Source organism: Burkholderia sp. KCJ3K979 (assembly GCF_016759955.1).
Taxonomy (GTDB): domain Bacteria; phylum Pseudomonadota; class Gammaproteobacteria; order Burkholderiales; family Burkholderiaceae; genus Burkholderia; species Burkholderia orbicola.
The window spans coordinates 1-23,745 of sequence record NZ_JACFYV010000091.1 but is presented as its reverse complement, the minus strand read 5'-3'; the positions used below and the strand labels follow the sequence as shown (position 1 = coordinate 23,745).

Annotated in this window: 12 protein-coding genes and 1 pseudogene; 5 read left to right on the top strand and 8 right to left on the bottom strand. The window is 67.5% G+C overall.

The genetic code is table 11. The features are described from left to right. The 5 genes from H3O04_RS19835 to H3O04_RS19815 all read right to left on the bottom strand — a co-directional run. On the bottom strand, positions 1-254 hold a 254-nt coding region (locus H3O04_RS19835; RefSeq protein WP_442862836.1), incomplete at its 3' end, for an arsenate reductase/protein-tyrosine-phosphatase family protein. Next, complete coding sequence (locus H3O04_RS19830) at positions 251-1,507, bottom strand: polysaccharide biosynthesis/export family protein (RefSeq protein ID WP_337249644.1); 1,257 nt, start codon at positions 1,505-1,507, stop codon at positions 251-253. The genes H3O04_RS19835 and H3O04_RS19830, both read right to left, overlap by 4 nt. A gap of 126 nt (positions 1,508-1,633) precedes the next feature. Further along, positions 1,634-3,025 carry an undecaprenyl-phosphate glucose phosphotransferase gene (locus H3O04_RS19825; RefSeq protein ID WP_058902564.1) on the bottom strand — a complete coding sequence of 464 codons (1,392 nt, stop codon included), beginning with the start codon at positions 3,023-3,025 and terminating at the stop codon, positions 1,634-1,636. 323 nt (positions 3,026-3,348) lie between these two features. Beyond that, positions 3,349-4,203, bottom strand: a complete 855-nt coding sequence (locus tag H3O04_RS19820) for a hypothetical protein (protein ID WP_202588305.1) — start codon at positions 4,201-4,203, stop codon at positions 3,349-3,351. 28 nt (positions 4,204-4,231) lie between these two features. Next, on the bottom strand, positions 4,232-5,824 hold the full coding sequence (locus H3O04_RS19815; RefSeq protein WP_202588304.1) for a hypothetical protein: 1,593 nt from the start codon (positions 5,822-5,824) through the stop codon (positions 4,232-4,234). A 352-nt stretch (positions 5,825-6,176) separates the two neighbouring features. Between H3O04_RS19815 and H3O04_RS19810 the strand changes: the two genes are divergently transcribed. The 3 genes from H3O04_RS19810 (at position 6,177) to H3O04_RS19800 (ending at position 8,671) form a co-directional block, all read left to right on the top strand. Next, positions 6,177-6,491: a hypothetical protein gene (locus tag H3O04_RS19810; RefSeq protein ID WP_023477308.1), complete on the top strand. Its 315-nt coding sequence runs from the start codon at positions 6,177-6,179 to the stop codon at positions 6,489-6,491. Between the two features lie 2 nt (positions 6,492-6,493). Continuing rightward, positions 6,494-7,294: a glycosyltransferase family 25 protein gene (locus H3O04_RS19805; RefSeq protein WP_237666362.1), complete on the top strand. Its 801-nt coding sequence runs from the start codon at positions 6,494-6,496 to the stop codon at positions 7,292-7,294. A gap of 534 nt (positions 7,295-7,828) precedes the next feature. Beyond that, positions 7,829-8,671, top strand: a complete 843-nt coding sequence (locus H3O04_RS19800) for a peptidylprolyl isomerase (RefSeq protein ID WP_202588302.1) — start codon at positions 7,829-7,831, stop codon at positions 8,669-8,671. Positions 8,672-9,196: 525 nt separating this feature from the next. Here the strand turns inward: H3O04_RS19800 and H3O04_RS19795 are convergent. From H3O04_RS19795 to H3O04_RS19785, 3 genes are all read right to left on the bottom strand, one after another. Then, positions 9,197-9,517 carry an XRE family transcriptional regulator gene (locus H3O04_RS19795; protein WP_080331053.1) on the bottom strand — a complete coding sequence of 107 codons (321 nt, stop codon included), beginning with the start codon at positions 9,515-9,517 and terminating at the stop codon, positions 9,197-9,199. Further along, positions 9,517-9,852, bottom strand: coding sequence for a SymE family type I addiction module toxin (locus tag H3O04_RS19790; protein ID WP_202588301.1), 336 nt, complete (start codon positions 9,850-9,852; stop codon positions 9,517-9,519). The genes H3O04_RS19795 and H3O04_RS19790 overlap by 1 nt, the downstream gene beginning before the upstream one ends. A 330-nt stretch (positions 9,853-10,182) precedes the next feature. Beyond that, a complete protein-coding gene (locus tag H3O04_RS19785; protein ID WP_202588300.1) occupies positions 10,183-13,164 on the bottom strand; it encodes a sensor histidine kinase in 2,982 nt (993 codons plus the stop codon). A gap of 462 nt (positions 13,165-13,626) precedes the next feature. Here H3O04_RS19785 and H3O04_RS36550 point away from each other — a divergent pair. Together H3O04_RS36550 and H3O04_RS19775 are read left to right on the top strand one after the other, a co-directional pair. Then, positions 13,627-22,812, top strand: a pseudogene (locus H3O04_RS36550) (YadA-like family protein); the annotation flags it as partial. A gap of 95 nt (positions 22,813-22,907) precedes the next feature. After that, entirely contained in the window at positions 22,908-23,621 is a 714-nt protein-coding gene (locus H3O04_RS19775; protein ID WP_202588299.1) for an OmpA family protein, read from the top strand. The last annotated feature ends 124 nt before the right edge of the window (positions 23,622-23,745 follow it).

Genomic DNA, 23,745 nt, shown 5'->3' with positions numbered 1-23,745 from the left:
ACGAAGATCAGGTCGGCCTGCGCGCACAGCGCGGCCGTCACCGGCCGGGCCGCATGCGCGTCGAGGTTCAGCCCGCGCGCGGCGGCCATCTCGCGGGCCAGCGGGTCGGCCGGCCGGCCGTTCGGCGGCGCGAGGCCGGCCGAGCCGGTCCGCGCATGCGGCAGCTTCGCCGCGAGCAGCGCGGCCGCGAGCGGGCTGCGGCACACGTTGCCTTCGCAGACGGCGAGCAGGAAGGGGGGCGGGGTCGGCCTCATTTCGTGGCGATCCCGGCGGCGACGCCCGTGTTCACGCTGGGCAGCAACAGGCTCAGCACGCGGCTGATGCGGACGAGCCCGTTGCCGTCGACGTAGACGATGTCCTTCGGCTCCAGCTCGAACTGGTTCGCGAGCACCATCGCGACGGGCGAGCGCGCGTCGAGATGGAATACCGTCGGCGTGCGGCCCTGCGCGCCGCGAATCACGAACATCTGCGCGGCGTCGGCGGTATTGGAATTGATGCTGCCGGCCTGCAGCAGCGCGTCGCTCAACGTGAGACGGCCGTCGCGCTTCGGCAGCGCGAGCATCGGCCGGTTGACCTCGCCCATCACGTACACGCCGTTGCTGTCTCGCGCGCCGACGCGCAGCAGGTCGCCGCCGCGCAGCACGATGCGCGACGGGTCGCGGTGGCGCTCGATCAGGCGCGCCAGGTCGATGCGCACGGGCGTGCCGTCGCGCACGATCGTCACGTCGCTCTGGTCGGCGCCGGGCGTGAAGCCGCCGGCGCGCGCGATCGCATCGGCGAGCGTCATCGGCACGTCGTTGACGGGCAGCGCGCCCGGCGTGTGGACTTCGCCGTCGACGTACACCTGCTGCGAACGGAACGATGCCACGCGCAACGTGACCTGCGGGTCTCGGTAGATCTTGCCGAGCGCCTGCTTCACGCGCGCCTGCGCGTCGGCGGCGGTCAGGCCGGCGACCTTCAGCGCGCCGGCATACGGGAACGTCAGGTTGCCGCGGTCGTCGACGACGAAGCCGGCAACCGGGTCGGCCGCGCGCGGCGGCGTCTGCGGTGCGCCGCCTTGGGCCGCCGCGAGTTCCGGGTGATCCCACACGGTGATCTGCAGCACGTCGCCCGGGCCGATCCGGTAGGCCGACGACGCGCGCGATGCGGCCGGCGTGTCGAACGCCGCCGCGGCCGCATCCCGGGCCGCGCGTTGGCGCGCGATCAGCGACGGATCGATGTCGACGATCGGCGGCGTGGCGACGGCATCCCCGCCCGCGAGCGGCGCGCGAACCGGCGTGCCGGCCGTGGTCGACGCGGCCGCGGCGCGTGCTTCGGCCACGCGCGAGTCGACCGCGGCCGGCGCGGGCGCGCCGTCATCCGGCGCGTCGGCGAGCCAGCCGAGATACGACGTGTTCATCTTCATGCCGGGCGCGAACGCGCATCCTGACAGCGCTACGCACGCCGTCAGGACGAGCGCGAGCGCACCGTGGCGGCGCGCGGCCGCCGATGCGATCGAGGGTGTCACGAGTTCCTTCCAGTTGCGCCGCGCGCCGGAGACGGCGGCGCGGGAGCGGGCTGCCGAAGCAGGGGCCGCCGGGTCAATCGAAGCAGCCGCGGCGGCGATGCCGCGGCGCCGAACGGCATGCGCCGTTCAGTACGCGTTGGGATGCACGATCCCTTTCAGCACCGTCGCGCCGATGATTCGCAGGTCGAGCGCGAACGACCAGTTGCGCAGGTAGTACAGGTCGTACTCGACGCGCGACTGCATGCTTTCGAGCTGTTCGGTCGCGCCGCGCAGCCCGTTGACCTGCGCCCAGCCGGTGATGCCCGGCTTGATCCGGTAGCGGTGGATGTAGCCGTCGACGAGCGTGCGGTACTGCGCGTCGTGTTCCACCGCGTGCGGACGCGGACCGACCACCGACATGTCGCCGAACAGCACGTTGATGAATTGCGGCAGTTCGTCGAGGCTCGTGCGGCGCAGGAACGCACCGACCTTCGTCACGCGCGGGTCGTTGCGGGTCGCCTGCTCGACCTTGCCCGGCTGTTCGACATGCACGCGCATCGTGCGGAACTTGTAGATGTCGAACGTGCGGCCGTCGCCGCCGCGCCGTTTCTGCGTAAACATCACCGGGCCCGGCGAACTCAGCTTGATCGCCACGGCGATGACGAGCAGCAGCGGCATCAGCAGGATCAACACGGCAGCCGCGAACACGCGATCGAAGACGGCCTTCACGCACAGCGCACCGCGCGACAGCGGCGGCGCGGCGAGCGAGATCGCCGGCTCGCCGAGGATTTCGTCGACCTGGCTGCCGAACAGCGCGTGCCGGCTCACGTCGGGCATCAGGCGCAGCTCGACGAAGTCGCTGCGGAATTCGTCGATCACGCGCGTGATCGCGGCGTCTTCCGCGAGCGGCAGCGCGATCCACACTTCGTCCGCGCGCTGGCGGCGCGCACACGCGGCGAACGAGGCGAGATCGGTCGTGACGAGCGCGTCGCCGGCGAGCGTCGTCGCGCGGCCGGCCGTGCAATACGCGCTGACGAGCCGGTAGCGCGTATCGCCGGCCGCATCGAGCGACGCGACGATCCGCGCGAGGCGCTCGCTGCTGCCGACGACCGCGATGCGGGCGGGTGTCGCCGGCACGCGCAGGCTGCGCCGGCGCGCGATGCTCAGTGCGACCCGGAATACGACCAGTACGATCCCGACCTCGATCGTCCAGTCGAAGAACCACGTCAGCATCATCACGGTCGCGGTGGTCAGCGCGATCATCTTCAGGAACACGAAACCCTGCACGACGAGCCACAGCGCGAGCGTGCGGACCGCATAGCGCGTCGCGGGGCGCGGCCGGCCATCGAGGCCGATGCCCGCCAGGCGCAGCAGGAACGCCGCGAGCAGCGCGCTCACGCCGATCAGCAGCCATTCGATCGCGAGCGCGTCGAGATTCCACAGCGAACCGTGGTGCGTGAGTACCGCGATCGCGACGATCGCCGCGACATCGACCATGCAGACGACGATCTCGCTGCGCGGCCCGTGCTTCTTGTTCATTTCATCCGCCATCCTTGCCGTCGCGCACCGTCCGGAATGGCGGCGCGTCCGCGTTCGTGCAACGCTCCGCAGAGCGAGGTGCTGCCCGGCGCGTTGCACGGTGCGTTCGGGCAGTACGGCGAGTCTAGGAGCGATGACGGGGCGAGACCATCGGACTGCGGGCGATCAGAAAGGGCACTTCGATCGGACTGCGCTTCAACGGGTTAGGACTCGTGCCCGATGGCGTCAGGGATTGTCAAACCCCCTGTGGACAGGCGACCAGCACACGCTGTCGGCGCGCTGTGGCGATGGCGCCGACGACGGCGGCTCGCGATGCGGCGTCGTCATGCCGCCACCGCGTGCGCGGCCAGCAGCGGCGCGAGCGACCGGGCCTGCGGATGGCGGCCGATCGTCGCCAGCGCGTCGGCTTCGAGCCGGCGGCGTTGCGCGGGATCGCGGACGAGTTCGACGCACGCCTCCACCAGCGCGTCGTACGGCGCCGCACGGAAGCCGTTGGCGTAATCGGGATCGACCGACGTCGTAGGCGACACCTCGCCGACGATCGCCTTGCCGTTCGTCATCAGATAGAACGCGCGTACCACCTCGAAAATATGCGACGCGTAGTGATGCAGGTTCAGCACGACCTTCGCACGCGCGATGAAGGCGTCGCGCTCGGCGCCGTAGAGGCCGCCGCTGACGATCCCGACGTTCAGCCCGCGCGCCTGCAGCGCATCGAGGATCGCCGCGCGGCGCGGGCCGATCGTGCCGTAGAACAGCACGTCGATGTCCTGTTCGACGTCATCCGGAATGCGACGCAGCTTCGGATGGAAGCCGAGCTTCAGGTAGCGCGCGTGCCCGATGCCGAGGCCGTGCAGCTTCGCGAGGTTGCGCTCGCTGTAGTCCCAGGTTTCGTATCGCGACGCCCAGCGGTAGATGGCCTCGTTCCACGGCTGTTCGTCGACGTGCAGCTGCTCGGTGTTGACGACGATCGTGTCGGCCGGCACGTGCTCGGTCGCGCGTGGATCGGCGAGATGGCAGCCGATCAGGATGTTCCGCGCATCCGGCATCATGTTGTTCTCGTTGACGTGCACGACGTGGCCGAGATCGCCGAGCCCGTACGCGATCGCCTCGGCGAGTTCCGTGAAGGCGCCCGAATGCGCGTAGCCCGGCGGGCGGACGATGCAGAGGTTGTAATCCATGACGAATCTCCTGTCGGCGTGGCGACCGTCAGCCGGCCAGCCGACGAAGATCGGCGGCGACCGCGTCCATGACCGGCTGCCAGTCGGCGAACGTCGTCTGCCGATACAGCGATGCGCTCGGGTAGAACGGGCTGTCGCGGCGGTCGTGCTGCCAGACCCAGTGCGGGTTCGCATCGAGCAGCACCCACGTGCGCCGGCCGAGCGCGCCGCTCAGGTGCGCGGCCGACGTGCAGACGGTGATCACGAGATCGAGTGCGCCGATGAAGGCGGCGGTATCGTCGACCGTGCGCCATTCGCGCGTGCAGTCGTTCACGACGAAACCCGCTGCGCGGGCGGCTTCGATGTCGTGCTGCGCGCCCGGTTGCAGCGAGTAGAACGCGACGTCCTGCTGCAGAGGGTCGAACGCGTCGGCATAACGTTCGAGCCCCACGCGGCGAAAGCGGTTGCGCTGGTGCGACAGACTGCCCGTCCACGCGAGGCCGACCTTCAGCCGCTTTTCGCCCGCGAGCGCCGCGCGCCACGCGTCGACGGCTGCCGCGTCGGCGTGGAGGTACGGCGCCGTCGCGGCGAGCGCGTCGCCGTCGAGGCCGAGCATCCCGGGGATGCTCATCAGCGGCAGCTCGACGTCGAACGCGGGCAGATCCTCGATGCGCGTGCTGGTGTCGAACACGTCGACATGCGTTGCCAGGCTGCGCCCGAACAGGTCGCCCATCACCGGAAACGTGTTCCACACGATCCGGCCGCCTTCGCGATGCACGCGTTCCGCGAGCAGCGGCACGTAGCGGCAGAACTGCAGTGCGTCGCCGAGGCCCTGTTCGCCCCACACGAGCAGTGTCTTGCCCTTCAGCGATTCGCCGCGCCAGCGCGGCCCGGGAAACACCGGCAGATTGCCGCGCAGTTCGGCCGAGCCTTTCCAGCGCGCTTCGTAATGGGGCCAGCCCGACGCGAAATCGCCGCGCGCGAGCTGGAGCAGCGACAGATTGTGGCGATACGTCGGGTTGTGCGGCGCGAGTTCGACCGCGCGTTGCGCATGCGTTTCGGCCTGGCCCCACCATTGCGCTTCCTTCATCGCCGTCGCCGCGTTGTTCACGGCCAGCGCGCTGTCGGGCGCCAGCGCGACCGCACGGGTGGCCGCGCGCAATGCGCCGTCGAGATCGAAGCGGTCGATGCGCGTGACCACCGCATTGGTCCACGCGCGTGCGTCGTCGGGATCGTCGTCGAGCGCACCTTCGATGAGCGCGAATTCCAGATCGGGATCGCCTTCCGTCAACCGGATCGCGAGCGCGAGATTGTTCTTCAGCGACGGCCACGCGGGCGCGAGCTCGAGCGTGCGGCGATAGGGCGCGATCGCCTCCGCGTGGCGTCCCGCCATCTGCATCGCATAGCCGCAGTTGAATGCCGCTGCCGGCGACGCCGGACGCAGTTTCCAATGGGCGGCGGCCAGTTGGGCGGCGGATTCGACTTCGCCGCGCTCGATCAGCGTTGGTGTGGCGGTGGAGACGGCGTCGTCATCGACATCGACATCGACATCGACATCGACCGAGGCGGCATCGGCCTGCGTGGCGAGCATCGTGTCGTCGGTGTCGGCGGGCGTGGGCGTGTCGTGAGGCGAGATCTGCATGTCGGGGCTCCGGAGGGCCGGCCGCGTTCGAGGCAGCGGCCGGTGGCGGGGTTCGTCGTGAGGGCGCCAGCGGCTTGCACGCATGGGCACAAGCAGCATGGCGCCGGCTTGACGTCCACTTTATGGATCCGCACCCGGCAACTGAATAAGACTAGTCCGAATCGATGAGGCTCCGCGATGCATCCCCCGGTAACGAACGCGCCGTTCAGTCACGTTTGTAGTCCCAGTCCTATTTTTGGGTTCGCCGCTCGCCAATAAGACTCGTCTGATAGAGATCGCGTGCAGCGATCTTTGTAATACGCAGTATTCCGGCCGACGTCGTTCGGCAACTATCAGACAGGGAGTACTGACGATGAGCGCAGCAGATTTTCTGGTGAAAGGCACCGTGATCGGGATGGTCGCGAGCGCGGCCACGGTCGGGATGGTCCACGTGGCGGTCGAGTTCGGCACGCGCTGGTCGTCGAGCGGCATGGTCGTGACGATGGCGACCGCGTTGCTGATGGCGATGCTGCTGCTCGTGCCGCCGCTCGTGACCGCATGGCGCAACCGCAACGATGTGGTCGATCCGTTCTACGAGCCGGCGGCGTTGAAGCCGATGTTGCAGGGACGGACGATCGGCATCGTCGTCGGCATCGTGTTCGGCATTTCGATCGTGACGGGGTGGTGACGATGTCGACACCCGTTACCGATCTTCGCGACGCAACCATCGCACCTGTACGCGCTTGCGCCTTCGATGTGCCGTCCGTCGGCAAGACGCTTCGCGTGATCTCGCTGCAAGGCGAGCGTGGCCGCCGCGACGCGTTTCGTGCGAACAATCCGACGCTCGCATTCGAATTCGTCGACGCGATCGACGGCCGTGCGCTGTCGGACGACGATATCGCACGAAGCGGCCTGTTCGCGCCGGCGTTGCCGTACACGCGCGGCGCGATCGGCATCGCGATGACCACGCATCGCCTGTGGACCGACATCGCCGCAGGCAGCGAACTCGTGACGATCGTCGAGGACGACGCGATCTTCCGCCCGGACTTCGACGAAACGGCGATGCAGTTCCTCGCCGCGCATGCCGGCCGTTACGACTTCGTCGCATGGGGCTACAACTTCGATTCGATCCTGCGCGGCGCGATCTTCAACAGCCGCACGCCGGTGACGATGCGCTTCGACGAAGCGGCGCTCGCGCACGCCGTCGACGATTTCCGCACCGACCGCGGGCCCGTGCTCGTGATGGACCTGCTCGAGTTCTACGGGATCTGCGCGTACACGATCTCGCCGGCTGGTGCGCGCTTCCTGCTCGATCATTGTTTTCCGCTGCGACCGGAGACGCTGTTCTCCCACGGGCTCGGCCGCACGCTGCCGAACTACGGGATCGACGTTGCGATGAACAAGTTCTATGGCGCGATGCGCAGCGTCGCTGCATTTCCGCCGCTCGCCGTGACGATGAACGCGCGCGAGACGTCGACGATTCAACGGTGACGTCGTGCGGAATAGGACCAGGCTGATTGTGCGGATGCCGTATGCGCTTCGACAATGCGTAGGTCGGGCAGCTGCATGGTACGCGCCCGATACCTCGTATCCGAAGCCACGCTTCGTTGGACGCGCTGCCCGTTCGCCGGGCAGCGCATTTTTCTCCGCGCGAGGCCGGCGCGAGCGACGTTGCCGGCGCGGCCCGGTCAGGATGGCGAGAGGTGAATGCCTTGCGGCGACCGGTGGGCTCGGTCGCATCTGCACCGTTCGGGTCGCAGGTTGGGAGAACGCTGCCACATGCGAGCGCAGGGCATTCATCTCTGTCGTTCCCTCCGTCGGTCACCTGTGCCTCGCAGACGGCGGTGACTCTGCTCGGCAACGCGCGGCCGGCTCGACCGGCTCGCGCTTCAGGTCTGGTCGTGACGCGATCGCGCGCGCGGCCTGTCAGACACCGACCCGGTCGGTTGTCCGCGGTGAAGCTGCCGCACCTCCACACGGCCGCCATCGCGTGCGGCACCTCCCTCCATCGATGAAGGAATCGTCATGAAGAAGCATCACATTTCCATTGTTTCCACCCTGATCGCACTCGCGTGCGCCTGCGGCGCCCCTGTCGCACGCGCCGCAGGCACGAAAACCGAAACGCCGCTGCCGCCGGGCGTCGAAGCGGTCGTCAACGACACGCCCATCGCGCGCAGCGACGTGGACGTCCTGATCCATCAATGGGGTCAGGCGGATACGCCGGGGCTGCGCGAACAAGCCAGGCGCGAGCTGATCGCCCAGCACCTGGTCGAGCAGGCAGCGGAAAAGGCCAACTACGGTAGCCGCCCCGAAGTGAATCGCGTCGTGATGCGGGCGCGCACGGTCGCGGCGACGGATCTCTACCTGCGCGACAACCTGCGCCCGCAAGCTGTGACCGACGCGCAGGTGAAGGCGCGTTACGACGACGTCGTCGCGAATGCCGCGCAGTTCGAATATCGCGCGGACGTGATCGCCGTGGCCGATCCGGCCGAAGTGAACGCGCTGGTCGCGGAGCTGAAGCAGGGCGCGGCGTTCGACGCGGTCGCGAAGAAGTACAACACGACGCCGAACGGCGGCGTCGCGCAGTGGGTCGAGTTGCGCACGCCGGTGGCCGAGGGGAAGACGGGCGGTTTGCCGTTGCCGCTCGCGCAGGCGATCACGTCGCTGCAGCCGGGCGCCGTCGCGGGCCCGATCCGGGTCGGCAACGCGTTCGCGATCGTGAAACTCGACGAGAAGCGTGCGACGGTCGTGCCGACCTTCGAGGCGGCGAAGAACGTGCTGCGTCAGCAGCTGGAAGCGCAGGCGCAGCAGCGCGCGATGACGGCGCTGGTCGACAAGCTGGCCGGGCAGGCGACGATCCAGCAGTAAGTGGGTGTACCAGGAAGACGGTGGATCGGGTGATTCGCCGGGGTAGCCGCTACCGTGAACCACGGTGGCGGCTTTTTTCTTTTGTGTCGAGCACGTATGGCCGCTATTATTTGAACTTCATTCGCGCAGCATTGCGGGTGTTGTCCGCAGGTAATCGAAGGAGGCAATCAACGATGACAGATTCTTGCGCAAACGAAGATCGGTATGTTCCGGTGCCGCATACCGTGGCCGACACGGCGCGCCTGCTTGCCGATCCGGCCATCAAGGCGGCATACGATGAGATGGCGGATGAGTTCGCTGCACTCCGCGCACGACTCGAACAGAATCAGCCTGGTCCGATTGGTTGTAACGGTTGTTCACGTTAAATTGAACGAGTGTGGCGCCGCAGCCGCTTCGGCGGCGGCCGTTGGGCCCGGCCGTCGTCATGCTATGCAATTCGATAGCACCTACTCCTAACGCTGCCTCATGCGAGCGCCGAGGCGCTTCCGGCCGCCACACATTTCTTTAAGCCTGCGTCGCAGCCCGTCAGACCGAAACCGTAATCCCCGCCGGCCCGAATTCCCCCGCCGGCTTCACCACGATCTCCACATGCTGGCCGAACGACGCCAGCGTCAGCATCAGTTGATCCAGCGTTACATTCCGGAGCCGCTCGCGCTGCTCGGGCGTGACCACCGGCCGTGCCATTTCGGCGAGCGCCGCCGCCTCTTCCTCGGTCAGGCCGCGCGACGCCATCAATGCGTTGAGCTTCAGTACGAGCACGGATTTGGCCGCCAGTTCGCCGACGTCGTAATAGTCGAAATCGTCCGGCACGTTGTCGGGGTGTTGATTCGATGCGTCGTAGTTCATTACGCCTCCTCCGCCATCACCGACGGTTGCCGCTGTTGCCCGGTGCCGCAATCGACATCGGGAGATCCATCCTTTCCGATAGGGCTCGGGTCCGCCTCATCGATCGGCGTGATCACCAGCCGCTTGTGCGACACCTCGATATGCAGACGCTGTTCGGGATCGAAACCCGCCGCCTCGATCCATCGGCCGGACAGTTTCATCCACAGATGCACGACAGGCGGCGCCATGTCGGCGAGCCTGATATGCGGAACGATACGGCGGGATTGTAGAGACGAACGAGGGGAGACAAAACGATCGCGGAAATACGTCGGTGCGTTATGATTCGCGCCAGCCATGGTCAACTCCTATGTTGAGTTGGTTGTGGTCAGCGGCCCGCAGGTGCTGTTTCACCTGCGGGCCGCGCTCGTTTACGCAGCGGATTTCGAGTACCGCTCCGTCACATGCATCGCATGTCGAAGCGGCCTGAGAATCCTGGCGAAAACGTGCAACCACTGTAGCCGAGAACATCCGGTGTCATGGATCGGTCACGTACGAATTTATCGATGTTGGCCATCCGGCCTATGCATCGACGCTTGCTGCATAACGAATCCGGCGCGATCGCGTCGGCTGACTGCGTCGTCGATTCATTACCGATGTGTCAGAAATCGTTTCAATCGACGATTCGATCAGCCCGCCGCACGCCGCATCAGGATCTCGTTCGCGCTCTGTCGATAGCGCTCGAACTCCCGCGCGAACGCCGCCGCATCCCCGGCCAGCGCCAGCGCTTCCATCGACGCGCAGAGCCCTGAAATCTCCCGCTCGCCGATCATCGCGAACGCACCGCGCATGCTGTGAATCTCCGAACGCGCAACCTTCAGGTCGCCATCCTGCAACGCCCGCGCAATGGTCGCGCTCGAACGTCGCGTCGCATCGACGAGCACCGTGTGCAGGTCTTTCGGCAACGGGCCGGGCGCGCGCGCGGGTACGGGCGGATACGTCGGCCGCCGCCACGTCCCCGCGTACTTCGCGATCGCCTGCTCGAGCGATTTCAGCGACGTCGGCTTCGTGACGATTTCGTCGATACCCGCTTCCCACGCCAGCCGCAACTCGTCCGGTTCGGCATGCGCGGTGACCGCCAGGATCGGCTGCACGCGGCCGCGCTCGCGCAGCACGCGGGCGAACGCATAGCCATCGAGGCCCGGCATGTTCAGGTCGGTGAGCACGACCGCATAGTCGTGGCGGTCCACCAGATCGAGCGCGTCGGCGACGTTCGACGCGATATCGGCCTGATAGCCGAGTACGTCCAACTGATCGTGGACGAGCGAACGGTTGACGGGATTGTCGTCGACGAACAGCACGCGCACGTCCGGCGCGTCGTCGCTCGAAAGCTCCTGGGCGGCGCCCGGCTGGCGGTCGAGCGGCAGCGGCAACGTGACGACGAACGTCGAACCCACGCCCGGCACGCTGTTCGCGTCGATGCGCCCGCCCATCGATTCCGCGAGCTTGTAGCTCAGCGCGAGGCCGATGCCGGTGCCGCCGAAGCGGCGCGCGATCGATTCGTCGGCTTGCGCGAACGGCTCGAACACGTGCGCCAGCTGATCGGCCGTCATGCCGATGCCCGAATCGCTGACGCGGATCGTCACGGGCGTCGCGTCGCCCGACGGCGCCGACACCGACAACGCCACCGCGCCGCGGTCGGTGAACTTGATCGCGTTGCTGACGAGGTTGACGACGATCTGCCGCACGCGCATCGGGTCGCCGAGATATGTATGCGTGACCGCCGGATCGACGTCGATGCGCAGCGCGATGCCCTTCGCGCCGGCCACCGGCTCGAACAGGTCCGCGACGTCGCGCATCAGCTCGTCGATCCGGAAGCCGGTCGCTTCGAGCGTCATCCGGTCGGCTTCGATCTTCGTCATGTCGAGCACGTTGTTCAGCATGTCGAGCAGCATCCGCGCGGCCGACGTGACCGCATGCAGGCGTGGTTTCTGCCGGCTCGGGTCCGGCGCCTTGTCGAGCAGTTCGAGATTGCCGAGCATCGCGTTCAACGGCGTGCGGATCTCGTGGCTGATCGTCGCGAGGAACGTCGACTTCGCGCGGTTCGCGCTGTCCAGCGCGCGTTCGGCGTCGGCGCGCGTCGTGATGTCGGAGAAGCTGCACAGCAGCGCATCCTTGCCCTTGTAGCGTACGCGTACGAAATTGACGAGCAGGTCGCGCGCGCGGCCGTCGCCGAGCGTCAGCGGCAGTTCGACGTCGAGCTGGACGGGCGATGCGTCCGCGTGTTCGCGGTAGCGCGCCAGCAGCCGCTCGTGCAGCGGCGGATCGCCGGCCTCGCGTTCGTACAGTTCGAGCATCCGGTTGCGCAGCAGCACCTGTCGCGTGTCGGGCGATACGAGGCCGATGCCGAACGGCGCGGTCGCGACGATCGTGCGGCTCATCCGCTCGCTTTCGAACACGCGGCGCGAGCGGCGGAACAGCGGCGCGAACACCCGCAGGTCGAACGCGATCACGAGCGTCCACAGCACGATGAGGATCGTCGCGGTCGTACCGAACTCGCGCAGCATCGTCGACCAGATCGCAAAGGCGATCGTGCGCCACGAGTACGCATAGACGATCGCGTAGCCGGTGTCGGAAATCCGATCGCTGATCGTGAACACGCCGTGACGGTAGCTTTCGTCGAAATGCGCGAGACCGCGCCGCCACGTGCCTTCGGCCAGCGCGTGCTTCATCAGCGCGGCGCCGTCCTCCGCGTCGCCAGTGCGGTCGACATCGAGCAGCACGCGGCCGTTTTCGTCGATCAGCATCGCGACCGCATCGGCCGGCGCGTGCTTCATGCGATCGGCGATCACGTCGACGTCGAAGTCGCTCACGAAGGTCATGAAATGTTGCTGACCGTCGAAGGCGGGTTCGACGAGACGGAAGACCGTCTTGCCGGTCAGCGGGTCGATCGCCGGCGCCTGCCACGCGATCCGGCGCGACAGGCGCCAGTAGCGCGCGACGGCCGGATCGGACCAGTCGGCCACGTCGAATGCGAGGTGCTGGATCAACGCATGCGTGTCACGCACGCCGATGCGTGCGAGCAGGTCGGGATACGGCATCGACGGCGGCGGCGTGATCGCGATCACGTTGCGGTCGGGGCTGTACGCGTAGCCGCGCACCGCGCGGCCGGTCTGCCGCTCGGCCGCCGCGACCGAAATCGTCTGCCGCTCCATCAACTGCACGTAGCGATCGGTTTCGCGGTCGGCGAGCGCCTTCGGCGACGCGGCCACGAAGATTTCGCTCACGCCGGGCATCGGCGCGAGCAGCACGTGCCCGTCCTTTCTCAGTGCATCGGAGGCTTCGCGCGCATGTGGCGGATGGCCGTTCCACAGCAGCTCGGCGTTGATCACCGCGCGGCGCATCGATGCCTGTTTCGCATCCATTTCCAGTTGCACGAGCGCCTTGTGCGTCGCGAACAGGTCGCGGCGCTCGGCGATGTAGTCGCGCACCGAGCCGACGAGCAGGATGCCGGCCGCGATCAGGATCACGAGCGACAGCACGACCGCGCCGCCGTACAGCGTGAAGCGCTGATACCGGTTCAGCAGGCTCAGGTCGTGCGCATCGTCGTCGATCGACGCGAACGGCGCGCTGGCGTCCGTGTAGGACGCGAAGAGATGGCGGATGGGCATGAGACGAAGACCGGTGAATCAATGCGCAAATCGGGAGACGCGTCGCGGCGATGCCGGAACGCGGACGATATCCGCGAGCCGCACGACGGCGGCGCGATGCGCGGCCGGCTCGGGGAACGGGAAAATTATCGGGATAGCGGGCGGGTCTGTATGTAGGGCAGTCCGAAACACTCGCGCGCGATGGATAGGACCAGTCCTATTCAGGCAATCGGCGGCGCGGTGCGTATATAAGGCTTGCCGCGCGCTCGTGTCAAACGGAATCGTTCAGGAGAACGGCTGGTCGTGACGTGTCTGGCACGGCCGATTGTCAAGCAACGTCATGTTAGGACTGGGCCTACGAAATAAGTCGCCGCACGTCCAGCCGTCTGATTATCGAAATGACAGGCGATCAATACATTGGCATCTGTGGACGAGGAGCGTCCTTCTCCCTTTTTCTCTACAGAGGCAATCAGCATGAACAAGAGTTATCGCACCGTCTGGAACGCGACGACGGGTACATGGACGGCGGCAGCCGAAACGGCGCGGATGCGCACGAAATCGAAGTCGAATACCGCGATGCGGTCGTCGGTCACGGCGGCGGTCGCGGTGATGGCCGGCGTGGGCGGCGGTGCGATGTCGGCCGATGCGAATGCGCAGGCGACGGGAGGTGGACTCAATCTGTGCTCGACCACGACCGCTGCGAACGGCGTGAGGTACGGGCAAACCTTTGGTGCGCTGTCGAACACGACTGCTGCGAACTGTGCGCCAATTAATACCAGTCTGGCTGCGTACCAAGGGCATGCGCCTGCTTTTATCCTCGCTAACAATGCCGGCACGAACGGAAGTGGCGCTGGCGGCTCGGCCCCTACGGCGTCCGTGATGGGGGGGACTGATGGACATCTGGTCGTGTACGGCGCGAACGGCGTGCACATCAGCGGGCCCGCCGATTTCAACAACAACGTCAACATGACGAACCACCGCATCACGGGTCTGGCCGCAGGGACGGCCGGGACGGATGCCGTTAACCTCAATCAACTGAATTCGGCGATCGCAGCGGCCGCAGGGACGGCGAACCCGTACGTCGTGACCAATACGGGTACGTATGCGGCCGCGACGGCGGCGCGCGCAGGCGGCAGCGCGACGGCAATCGGGGCGAACGCGAATGCCGGCGGTACGTCGGCCGTGGCGCTCGGCGGGAATACCGTTGCAACCGGCCAGAATGCCGTCGCGCTCGGCACGCTCGCGAACGCGACGGGCAGTGAGACCGTCGCGGTCGGCGTGAGCGCACGTGCGACGGGGAACAATTCGACGGCGATGGGCCGGGGCGCGGCGGCGGTGTCGTCCAATGCGACTTCCGTCGGCTATAGCACCTATGCGGGCGCCGACGGTGCTACGGCACTCGGTACGACGGCGAGCGCCGTGGGCGCGAACGCCATCGCGGTCGGTCGCGGCGCGAGCACCAGCGGAACTTACGGATCCGCGATCGGCTATTCCGCCAATGCAACCACGAACGCCGTTGCGATCGGTGTGCTCGCGAATGCGACGTCGGCGTCGAGCGTTGCATTGGGCGAGCGCGCGAGCGCAACGGGCGCGACTGCGACCGCACTCGGTCGCGGGGCGCTGGCCAGCGGGACGAATTCGGTCGCGCTCGGCGCGAACTCGGTTGGCGATCGCAACAATGCGGTGTCGGTCGGGTCGACGTCGCAGCAACGGCAGATCGTCAACGTGGCCGCCGGTACGCAGAATACGGACGCCGTGAACCTCGGCCAGATGAATACGGCGCTGTCGACTAAGGTCGACAACACGTACATCAAGATCGATACGCGTAACGGCACGGCCGCCGCGCAAGCAGGATCGGGCTCCGTTGCCATCGGCACGAATACGAGCGCGTCCGGATCGTACGCGACGGCGTTCGGCAATAGTGCACGGGCCAACGGGGACAACAGCACGGCGCTCGGCTTCCAGGCAAGCAGTGCGGGCGGCGCCGCCGTCGCGGTCGGCAATGGTGCGAACGCAAGCGGCTCGCATGGCGTTGCACTGGGTGTCAACGCTGTGGCGTCCCATACCGATTCGGTGGCGCTTGGTGCCCTGTCGGCGACGGACCGCAACAACAGCGTATCGGTCGGCTCGTCGACGCTGCGTCGGCAGATCACCAACGTGGCCGCCGGCACGCAAGAAACCGACGCCGTGAACGTCGGCCAATTGAATGCCGCGATCGCGGCAGGTTCGAACCCGTATGTAGCGGTGCGTGGCTCGACCGCGGCGCGCGCTTCCGGCAGCCAGTCGATTGCGATCGGCGACGGTGCGATTGCGAATGCCACGGACATCAACGGTGGTCAGACGAACATCGCCATCGGTGCCAAGGCGTACACGTCGGGCGGGTTCGGGCAACTGGCGATCGGCGAGGGTGCATCCACGACGAACACCAATGCCGGCGGGGCGATTGCGATCGGTCGCGGGGCCAAAACCACGCAACGCGGCGTGGCGCTCGGCGATGGCGCATCGGTGACGGCTCAATACGGTGTCGCGTTGGGTGACACGTCGGTCGCCGATCGAGTAAATAGCGTGTCAGTGGGTTCGGCGACGCTGCAACGGCAGATCACGAACGTGGCTGCCGGCACGCAAGACACGGACGCAGTGAACGTGGGCCAGCTGAAGGGCTCGGGCCTGATCGGCGACGACGGCAAGTCGATTGCCGCGGTGACGTACGACCGTAACGCGGACGGCACGCCGAACTACGGCACGGTGACGCTGGGCAACGGCGCGGGTCCGACGCAGATCAAGAACGTCGCGGACGCGACGGACGACCACGACGCACTGAACCTCGGCCAGCTGAAGGACGCGGGCCTGGTGGGTGACGACGGCAAGGGCAACCTGACGTCGATGGCGGTGACGTACGACGGCGCCGCACGCGACAAGGTGACGCTGGCCGGTGCGGACGGCACGACGCTGTCGAACGTGAAGGCGGGCGTGGCGAACATGGACGCGGTGAACGTAGGCCAGTTGAAGGATTCGGGCCTGATCGGCGACGACGGCAAGTCGATCGCCGCGGTGACGTACGACCGTAACGCGGATGGCACGCCGAACTACGGAACGGTGACGCTGGGTAACGGCGCAGGCCCGACGCAGATCAAGAACGTCGCGGATGCGACGGACGATCACGATGCACTGAACCTCGGCCAGTTGAAGGATGCAGGCCTGGTGGGCGACGACGGCGCGGGCAACCTGACGTCGATGGCGGTGACGTACGACGGCGCGGCGCGTGACAAGGTGACGCTGGCCGGCGCGGACGGCACGACGCTGTCGAACGTGAAGGCCGGTGTGGCGAACATGGACGCGGTGAACGTGGGCCAGCTGAAGGACTCGGGCCTGATCGGCGACGACGGCAAGTCGATCGCCGCGGTCACGTATGACCGTAACGCGGACGGTACGCCGAACATGGGTTCGGTGACGCTGGGCGGCGCGGGTGCAACGACGCCGGTGGCGCTGAAGAACGTCGCGGACGCGAAGGACGACCACGATGCACTGAACCTCGGCCAGTTGAAGGACGCGGGCCTGGTGGGCGACGACGGCAAGGGCAACCTGACGTCGATGGCGGTCACGTACGACGGCGCGGCACGCGACAAGGTGACGCTGGCCGGCACGGACGGCACGACGCTGTCGAACGTGAAGGCGGGCGTCGCGAACATGGACGCGGTGAACGTAGGCCAGCTGAAGGACGCGGGCCTGGTGGGCGACGACGGCAAGGGCAACCTGACGTCGCTGGCAGTGACGTACGACGGTGCGGCGAAGGACAGCATCACGCTGGGCGGCGTTGGCGCGACCACGCCGGTGGCGATCCACAACGTCAAGGATGGCGAACTGTCGGCGACGAGCAAGGATGCCGTGAACGGTTCGCAGCTGTTCGCAACGAACCAGAACCTGAGCGACCTGAAGGATTCGCTGAAGGATGGCGGCGTGATCGACCCGGTCACGGGCGAATCGCTGGCCGTGGTCTACGACGGCGCGACGAAGGACAAGGTGACGCTGGCCGGCGCGGACGGCACGACGCTGTCGAACGTGAAGGCCGGCGTGGCGAACATGGACGCGGTGAACGTAGGCCAGCTGAAGGATTCGGGCCTGATCGGCGACGACGGCAAGTCGATCGCCGCGGTGACGTACGACCGTAACGCGGACGGTACGCCGAACTACGGCACGGTGACGCTGGGCAACGGCGCAGGCCCGACGCAGGTCAAGAACGTCGCGACGGGCGTCGACGACCTGGACGCAGTCAACGTCAAGCAACTGAACACGGGCCTGTCCGACCTCCGCGACGAGATGTCCGGCGGCAACCTGCGCTTCGTCAAGGTCAATGCCGACCCGGTCACGGGCACGCCGGCTGTCGCGAGCGGTGCGCTCGCGGTCGCCATCGGTTCCGACGCACGGGCGACCAGCGCCAACTCGCTGGCGCTCGGCAGCGGTGCGCGCGTGACCGGCAACGGTTCGGTCGCGATCGGCTACAACTCGGTCGCGAACCAGAACAACGTCGTGTCGGTCGGCGACGTGGGCCGCGAACGCAAGATCGTCAACGTGGCGGACGGCGACGTCGCATTCCAGAGCACGGACGCGGTCAACGGCGGTCAGCTGTATGCGGCGCTGAACGACCTGTCGACGTCGGTGAGCTCGAAGACGCAACAGGCAATCGACAGCTTCTCGTCGGAGATCGACAAGAAGACGAAGGCCGCGATCGACGAGGTGAGCTCGCGCTCGATGCAGACGATGGACGTCAGCGACCCGCTCGTCGCGATCGAAGGCTTGCAGGGCAACAACGTCGCTTCGCTGAACGGCGCTGATCCGGCTACCGCAACGGCGGCCGCGATCGGTTCGTCGACGGCGGCAAGCGGCGCCAATGCGGTGGCGGTCGGCCTGCAAAGCGGCGCGGGTTCGAACAACTCGGTCGCGATCGGCAGCTTCGCGCAAACCGGCGCCGGCCAGGACTACTCGGTCGCCATGGGTTCGAACGTCCAGACGAACGGCACGCAGGCCGTCGCGCTGGGTGCGAACGCACAGGCGAATGGCGAGTACGCGCTGGCCGTCGGCAACAACGGCGCGCAGGCGATCGGCGACGGCTCCATCGCCGTCGGTAACGCCGCGAACGTGCGGGCCGGCTCGACCAACGCGATCGCGATGGGTACCGGTGCAAACGTGGCGCGCAGCGTCGAAGGCGCGATGGCGCTCGGCGCGAACACGACCGCGGGCGCGGCCAACAGCGTCGCGCTCGGCGCGAACGCGTTCTCGAATCGTGCGAACTCGGTGTCCGTCGGTCGTGCGGGCGCGGAACGCCAGGTCGTCAACGTCGCGGCAGGCACGCAGGCGACCGATGCGGTCAACGTCAGCCAGTTGAAGGGCGTGACCGACGCGCTCGGCGGCGGTGCGGCAGTGGGCGCGGACGGCACGGTGACGAGCCCGACGTACTCGCTGGCCGATCCGGCGGATGCATCGCAGTCGAAGTCGTACAACAACGTGGGCGACGCGCTGTCGAACCTCGACGGCCGTACGACGACGAACACGCAGAACATCACCGTGATCAACAAGCAACTGGCCGATTCGGGTCTGGTCGATCCGGTGACCGGTCAGTCGATCACCGCGGTGACGTACGACCGCAACGCGGACGGCACGCCGAACCTCGGTTCGGTGACGCTGGGCGGTGCGGGCGCGACGACGCCGGTGGCGTTGAAGAACGTCGCGGACGCGAAGGACGACCACGATGCGCTGAACCTCGGCCAGCTGAAGGATGCGGGCCTGGTGGGCGACGACGGCACGGGCAACCTGACGTCGATGGCGGTCACGTACGACGGCGCGGCGAAGGACAGCATCACGCTGGGCGGCACGGGCGCGACCACGCCGGTGGCGATCCACAACGTCAAGGATGGCGAACTGTCGGCGGCGAGCAAGGACGCCGTGAACGGTTCGCAGCTGTTCGCGACGAACACGCGTGTCGGCGATCTGGAAGACTCGCTGAAGGATGGCGGCGTGATCGACCCGGTCACGGGCGAATCGCTGGCCGTGGTGTACGACGGCAATGCGAAGGACACCGTGACGCTGGCCGGCACGAACGGCACGACGCTGTCGAACGTGAAGGCCGGTGTGGCGGACATGGATGCGGTGAACGTTTCGCAGCTGAAGGGTTCTGGCCTGATCGGCGACGACGGCAAGTCGATCGCCGCGGTCACGTACGACCGTCTCGCGGACGGCACGCCGAACTACGGCTCGGTGACGCTGGGCAATGGCGCGGGTCCGACGCAGATCAAGAACGTCGCGGATGCGACGGACGACCATGACGCGATCAACTACAACCAGTTGAAGCAGTACGTCGCGGACAACTCGGGCGGTTCGGGCAATCCGCTGGCCGTCGGCTATGACGACGACACCAAGGCTCGCGTCACGCTGCAAGGCGGCGCGGACGGCACGACGATCACGAACGTGAAGGCGGGCGCGGTCACGGCCACGAGCACGGACGCGATCAACGGTGCGCAGCTGCACGGCACGGCGCAGAGCGTGGCCGATTCGCTGGGCGGCGGCGCGACCGTGGGCGCGGACGGCGCGGTGACGAACCCGACGTACTCGCTGGCGGATCCGGCGGATGCATCGCAGTCGAAGTCGTACAACAACGTGGGCGATGCACTGTCGAACCTCGACGGCCGTACGACGACGAACACGCAGAACATCACCGTGATCAACAAGCAGCTGGCCGATTCGGGTCTGGTGGACCCGGTGACGGGCCAGTCGATCGCGGCGGTGACGTACGACCGCAACGCGGACGGCACGCCGAACCTCGGTTCGGTGACGCTGGGCGGTGCGGGCGCGACGGCTCCGGTGGCGTTGAAGAACGTCGCGGACGCGAAGGACGACCACGATGCGCTGAACCTCGGCCAGCTGAAGGACGCGGGCCTGGTGGGCGACGACGGCGCGGGCAACCTGACGTCGATGGCGGTCACGTACGACGGCGCGACGAAGGACAAGGTGACGCTGGCCGGCGCGGACGGCACGACGCTTGCGAACGTGAAGGCCGGCGTGGCCGACATGGACGCGGTGAACGTTTCGCAGCTGAAGGGCTCGGGCCTGATCGGCGACGACGGCAAGGCGATTGCCGCGGTGACGTACGACCGTAACGCGGACGGCACGCCGAACTACGGTTCGGTGACGCTGGGCAACGGCGCGGGCCCGACGCAGCTGAAGAACGTGGCCGACGCGACGGACGACGGCGATGCGCTGAACCTCGGCCAGCTGAAGGGCGCGGGCCTGGTGGGCGACGACGGCAAGGGCAACCTGACGTCGATGGCGGTGTCGTACGACGGTGCGGCGAAGGACACCGTGACGCTGGGTGGCGCGGGCGCCACGGCACCGGTCGCACTGAAGAACGTTGCGGACGGCACGGACCGTCACGACGCGATCAACCTCGGCCAGCTGCAGGACGCAGGCCTGGTTGCGCCGGTCGACCCGACGAACCCGGGTGCGGGCCTGACGTCGCTCGCCGTCGCCTACGACGGCGCCGCGAAGGACACGGTCACGCTGAAGGGCGCGGACGGCACGACGATCACGAACGTGAAGGCGGGCGCGGTCACGGCCACGAGCACGGACGCGATCAACGGTGCGCAGCTGCACGGCACGGCGCAAAGCGTGGCCGATTCGCTGGGCGGCGGCGCGACCGTGGGCGCGGACGGCAAGGTGACGAATCCGACGTACTCGCTGGCGGACCCGGCGGATGCGTCGCAGTCGAAGTCGTACAACAACGTGGGCGACGCACTGTCGAACCTCGACGGCCGTACGACGACGAACACGCAGAACATCACCGTGATCAACAAGCAGCTGGCCGATTCGGGTCTGGTGGACCCGGTGACGGGCCAGTCGATCGCGGCGGTGACGTACGACCGCAATGCGGACGGCACGCCGAACCTCGGTTCGGTGACGCTGGGCGGCGCGGGAGCGACGACGCCGGTGGCGTTGAAGAACGTCGCGGACGGCGTGGATCGTCACGACGCGATCAACGTGGGCCAGTTGCAGGACGCGGGCCTGGTTGCGCCGATCGATTCGTCTAACCCGGGTACTGGCCTGACGTCGCTCGCCGTGACGTACGACAAGCATGCGAACGGTTCGGCGAACTTCGACCAGATCACGCTGAAGGGCGCGAACGGCACGACGCTGTCGAACGTCAAGGCCGGCGCGGTGAACGCGACCAGCATGGACGCGGTGAACGGCTCGCAGCTGTACGGCGCGTCGAAGAGCGTGGCCGACGCCCTGGGCGGCGGCGCGACGGTCGACGCGAACGGCAACGTGACGAACCCGACGTACACCGTCAACGACAAGACGTACAACAACGTCGGCGACGCGATCGAGAACATCTCGAGCAGCCTCGTCCACGGCTCGATCGGCCTCGTCCAGCAAGACGCGGACACGCGCGAGATCACGGTCGCGAAGGACACGGACGGCACGTCCGTGAACTTCACGGGCACGGCGGGCGACCGCGTGCTGACCGGCGTGGGCGCGGGTGCGGTGAGCGCGACGAGCCGCGACGCGATCAACGGCTCGCAACTGCACGGCACAGCGCAGAGCGTGGCCGACGTGATCGGCGGCGGGACGACGGTCGATGCGGACGGCAAGCTCGCAGATACGTCGATCGAAGTGAACGGCAGCAAGTACAAGACCGTGGCCGAAGCAGTCCAGGCCGCGGCCAAGTACGGCGCGACCGATTCGCTTGCGGTGCGTTACGACCTGAACAAGGACGGCACGCCGAACTACGGTTCGGTGACCCTCGGCGGGTCGGGCGCGGCACCGGTGCGCCTCGGCAACGTCGCAGACGGTTCGAGCCGGTATGACGCGGTGAACTTCGGGCAGTTGAGCGAACTGAACGACAAGATCGGCGGCCTCGACGATCGCGTCGGCGAACTGGAGCGGAACCCGGGCACGGGCAATCCGGGCAACGGCGGTTCCGGCAACGACTACTTCGCCGGTACCGACGTGGGCACGGACGGCACGACGAAGGCGAACGCGGGCGGCGGCACGGGTAACACGGCCGCGGGTTCGGGCGCGACGATCGGCACGGGCGCGAACAACGCCACGGTCGTGGGTTCCAACGCGAACGTATCGGGCAGCAACGGTACGGCGATCGGTTCGGGCTCGAAGAGCAGCGCCGAAGGCGCGACCGCGATCGGCAGCAGCGCGAATGCATCGGGCGAGAAGTCGACGGCGATCGGCGACGGTGCGAACGCGTCGGGCAAGAACTCCGTCGCGCTGGGCGCCGGCTCGGTGGCGTCGAGCGACAACACCGTGTCCGTCGGTACGGCCGATCAGAAGCGCACGATCTCGAACCTGGCCGATGGTGTGAACGCGTCCGACGCGGCGACGAAGGGCCAGATGGATCGCGCGATCGGCAGCGTGCAAGGTCAGGTCAACGACCTGTCGCGCAACGCGTACTCCGGTATCGCCGCGGCCACCGCGCTGACGATGATCCCGGGCGTCGATCCGGGCAAGACGGTGTCGTTCGGTATCGGCGGCGCGACCTACAAGGGCTATCAGGCGGTGGCGTTCGGCGGCGAGGCCCGCATCACGCAGAACCTGAAGATGAAGGCCGGCGTGGGCATGTCGAGCGGCGGCAACACCGTCGGCGTGGGCGCTTCGTATCAGTGGTAAGCCGCCGGGCGGGGCCTCGCGCCCCGCCCGAGCGAGCGATCCGCCTGACTCCATTCAACTTTTTCAGGCGTCCGCTTCACGGCGGACGTTTCACCATGACCATGAAAACCTTGTTGTTGCGCGCCGCGTCGATCGGCGCGATCGCGATGGCGCTCGGTGCGTGTACGACGCAATCGGGCGTCACCTACGACATCCGCGCGGTGTCGATTCCCGGCAAGCCGGACACCGTATTCCGCGTGAGCTGCGACGGGCTGCTCGGCAGCGCGAACGCCTGCGCCCGCGCGGCGGAGGAATTCTGCCAGGGCAAGGGCTTCACGCCGCTCGAGATGATCGACCGCGTGTACAGCCGCGCGCCGATGAAAGACCCGCGCGAGATCACGTTCATGTGCGGCAAGCCGCAGCCGGTCGTGCAGGCCGCGCCGCCGGCGCCGGCGCCGCGACCGGCGCCGCAGCCGGTCCAGCAGCGCCAGGTGCTGCTGCAGGGCGACGCGAACTTCGCGTTCGACAGCGCGGCGCTGACGCCGGACGCGCGCAGCCAGCTCGACCGCTTCGTGCAGATCAACAGCGGCGTCGAATTCCGCCGCGTGGCGATCACCGGCTTCACCGATTCGACGGGCAGCGACACGCACAATCTCGCGCTGTCGGCTTCGCGGGCCCGCAACGTGATGAACTACCTGCGCAGCAACGGCCTGAAGGCGCAGTCGTTCGTCTCCGAAGGCCTCGGCGCCGCCGATCCGGTCGCGTCCAACGCGACCGCGGAAGGCCGTGCGCAGAATCGCCGCGTCGAGATCCGGATCGATGCGAAGTAACGCGCAACGGATGACGCTCCACCGGTACGCGCGGGAACCCGATCGGCACTGAGCCGACGGAAGGACGCTCCCACCCACCGTCCCGCCCTGTACCTGGAACCGCCCGCTCGTCACGAGCCGGCGG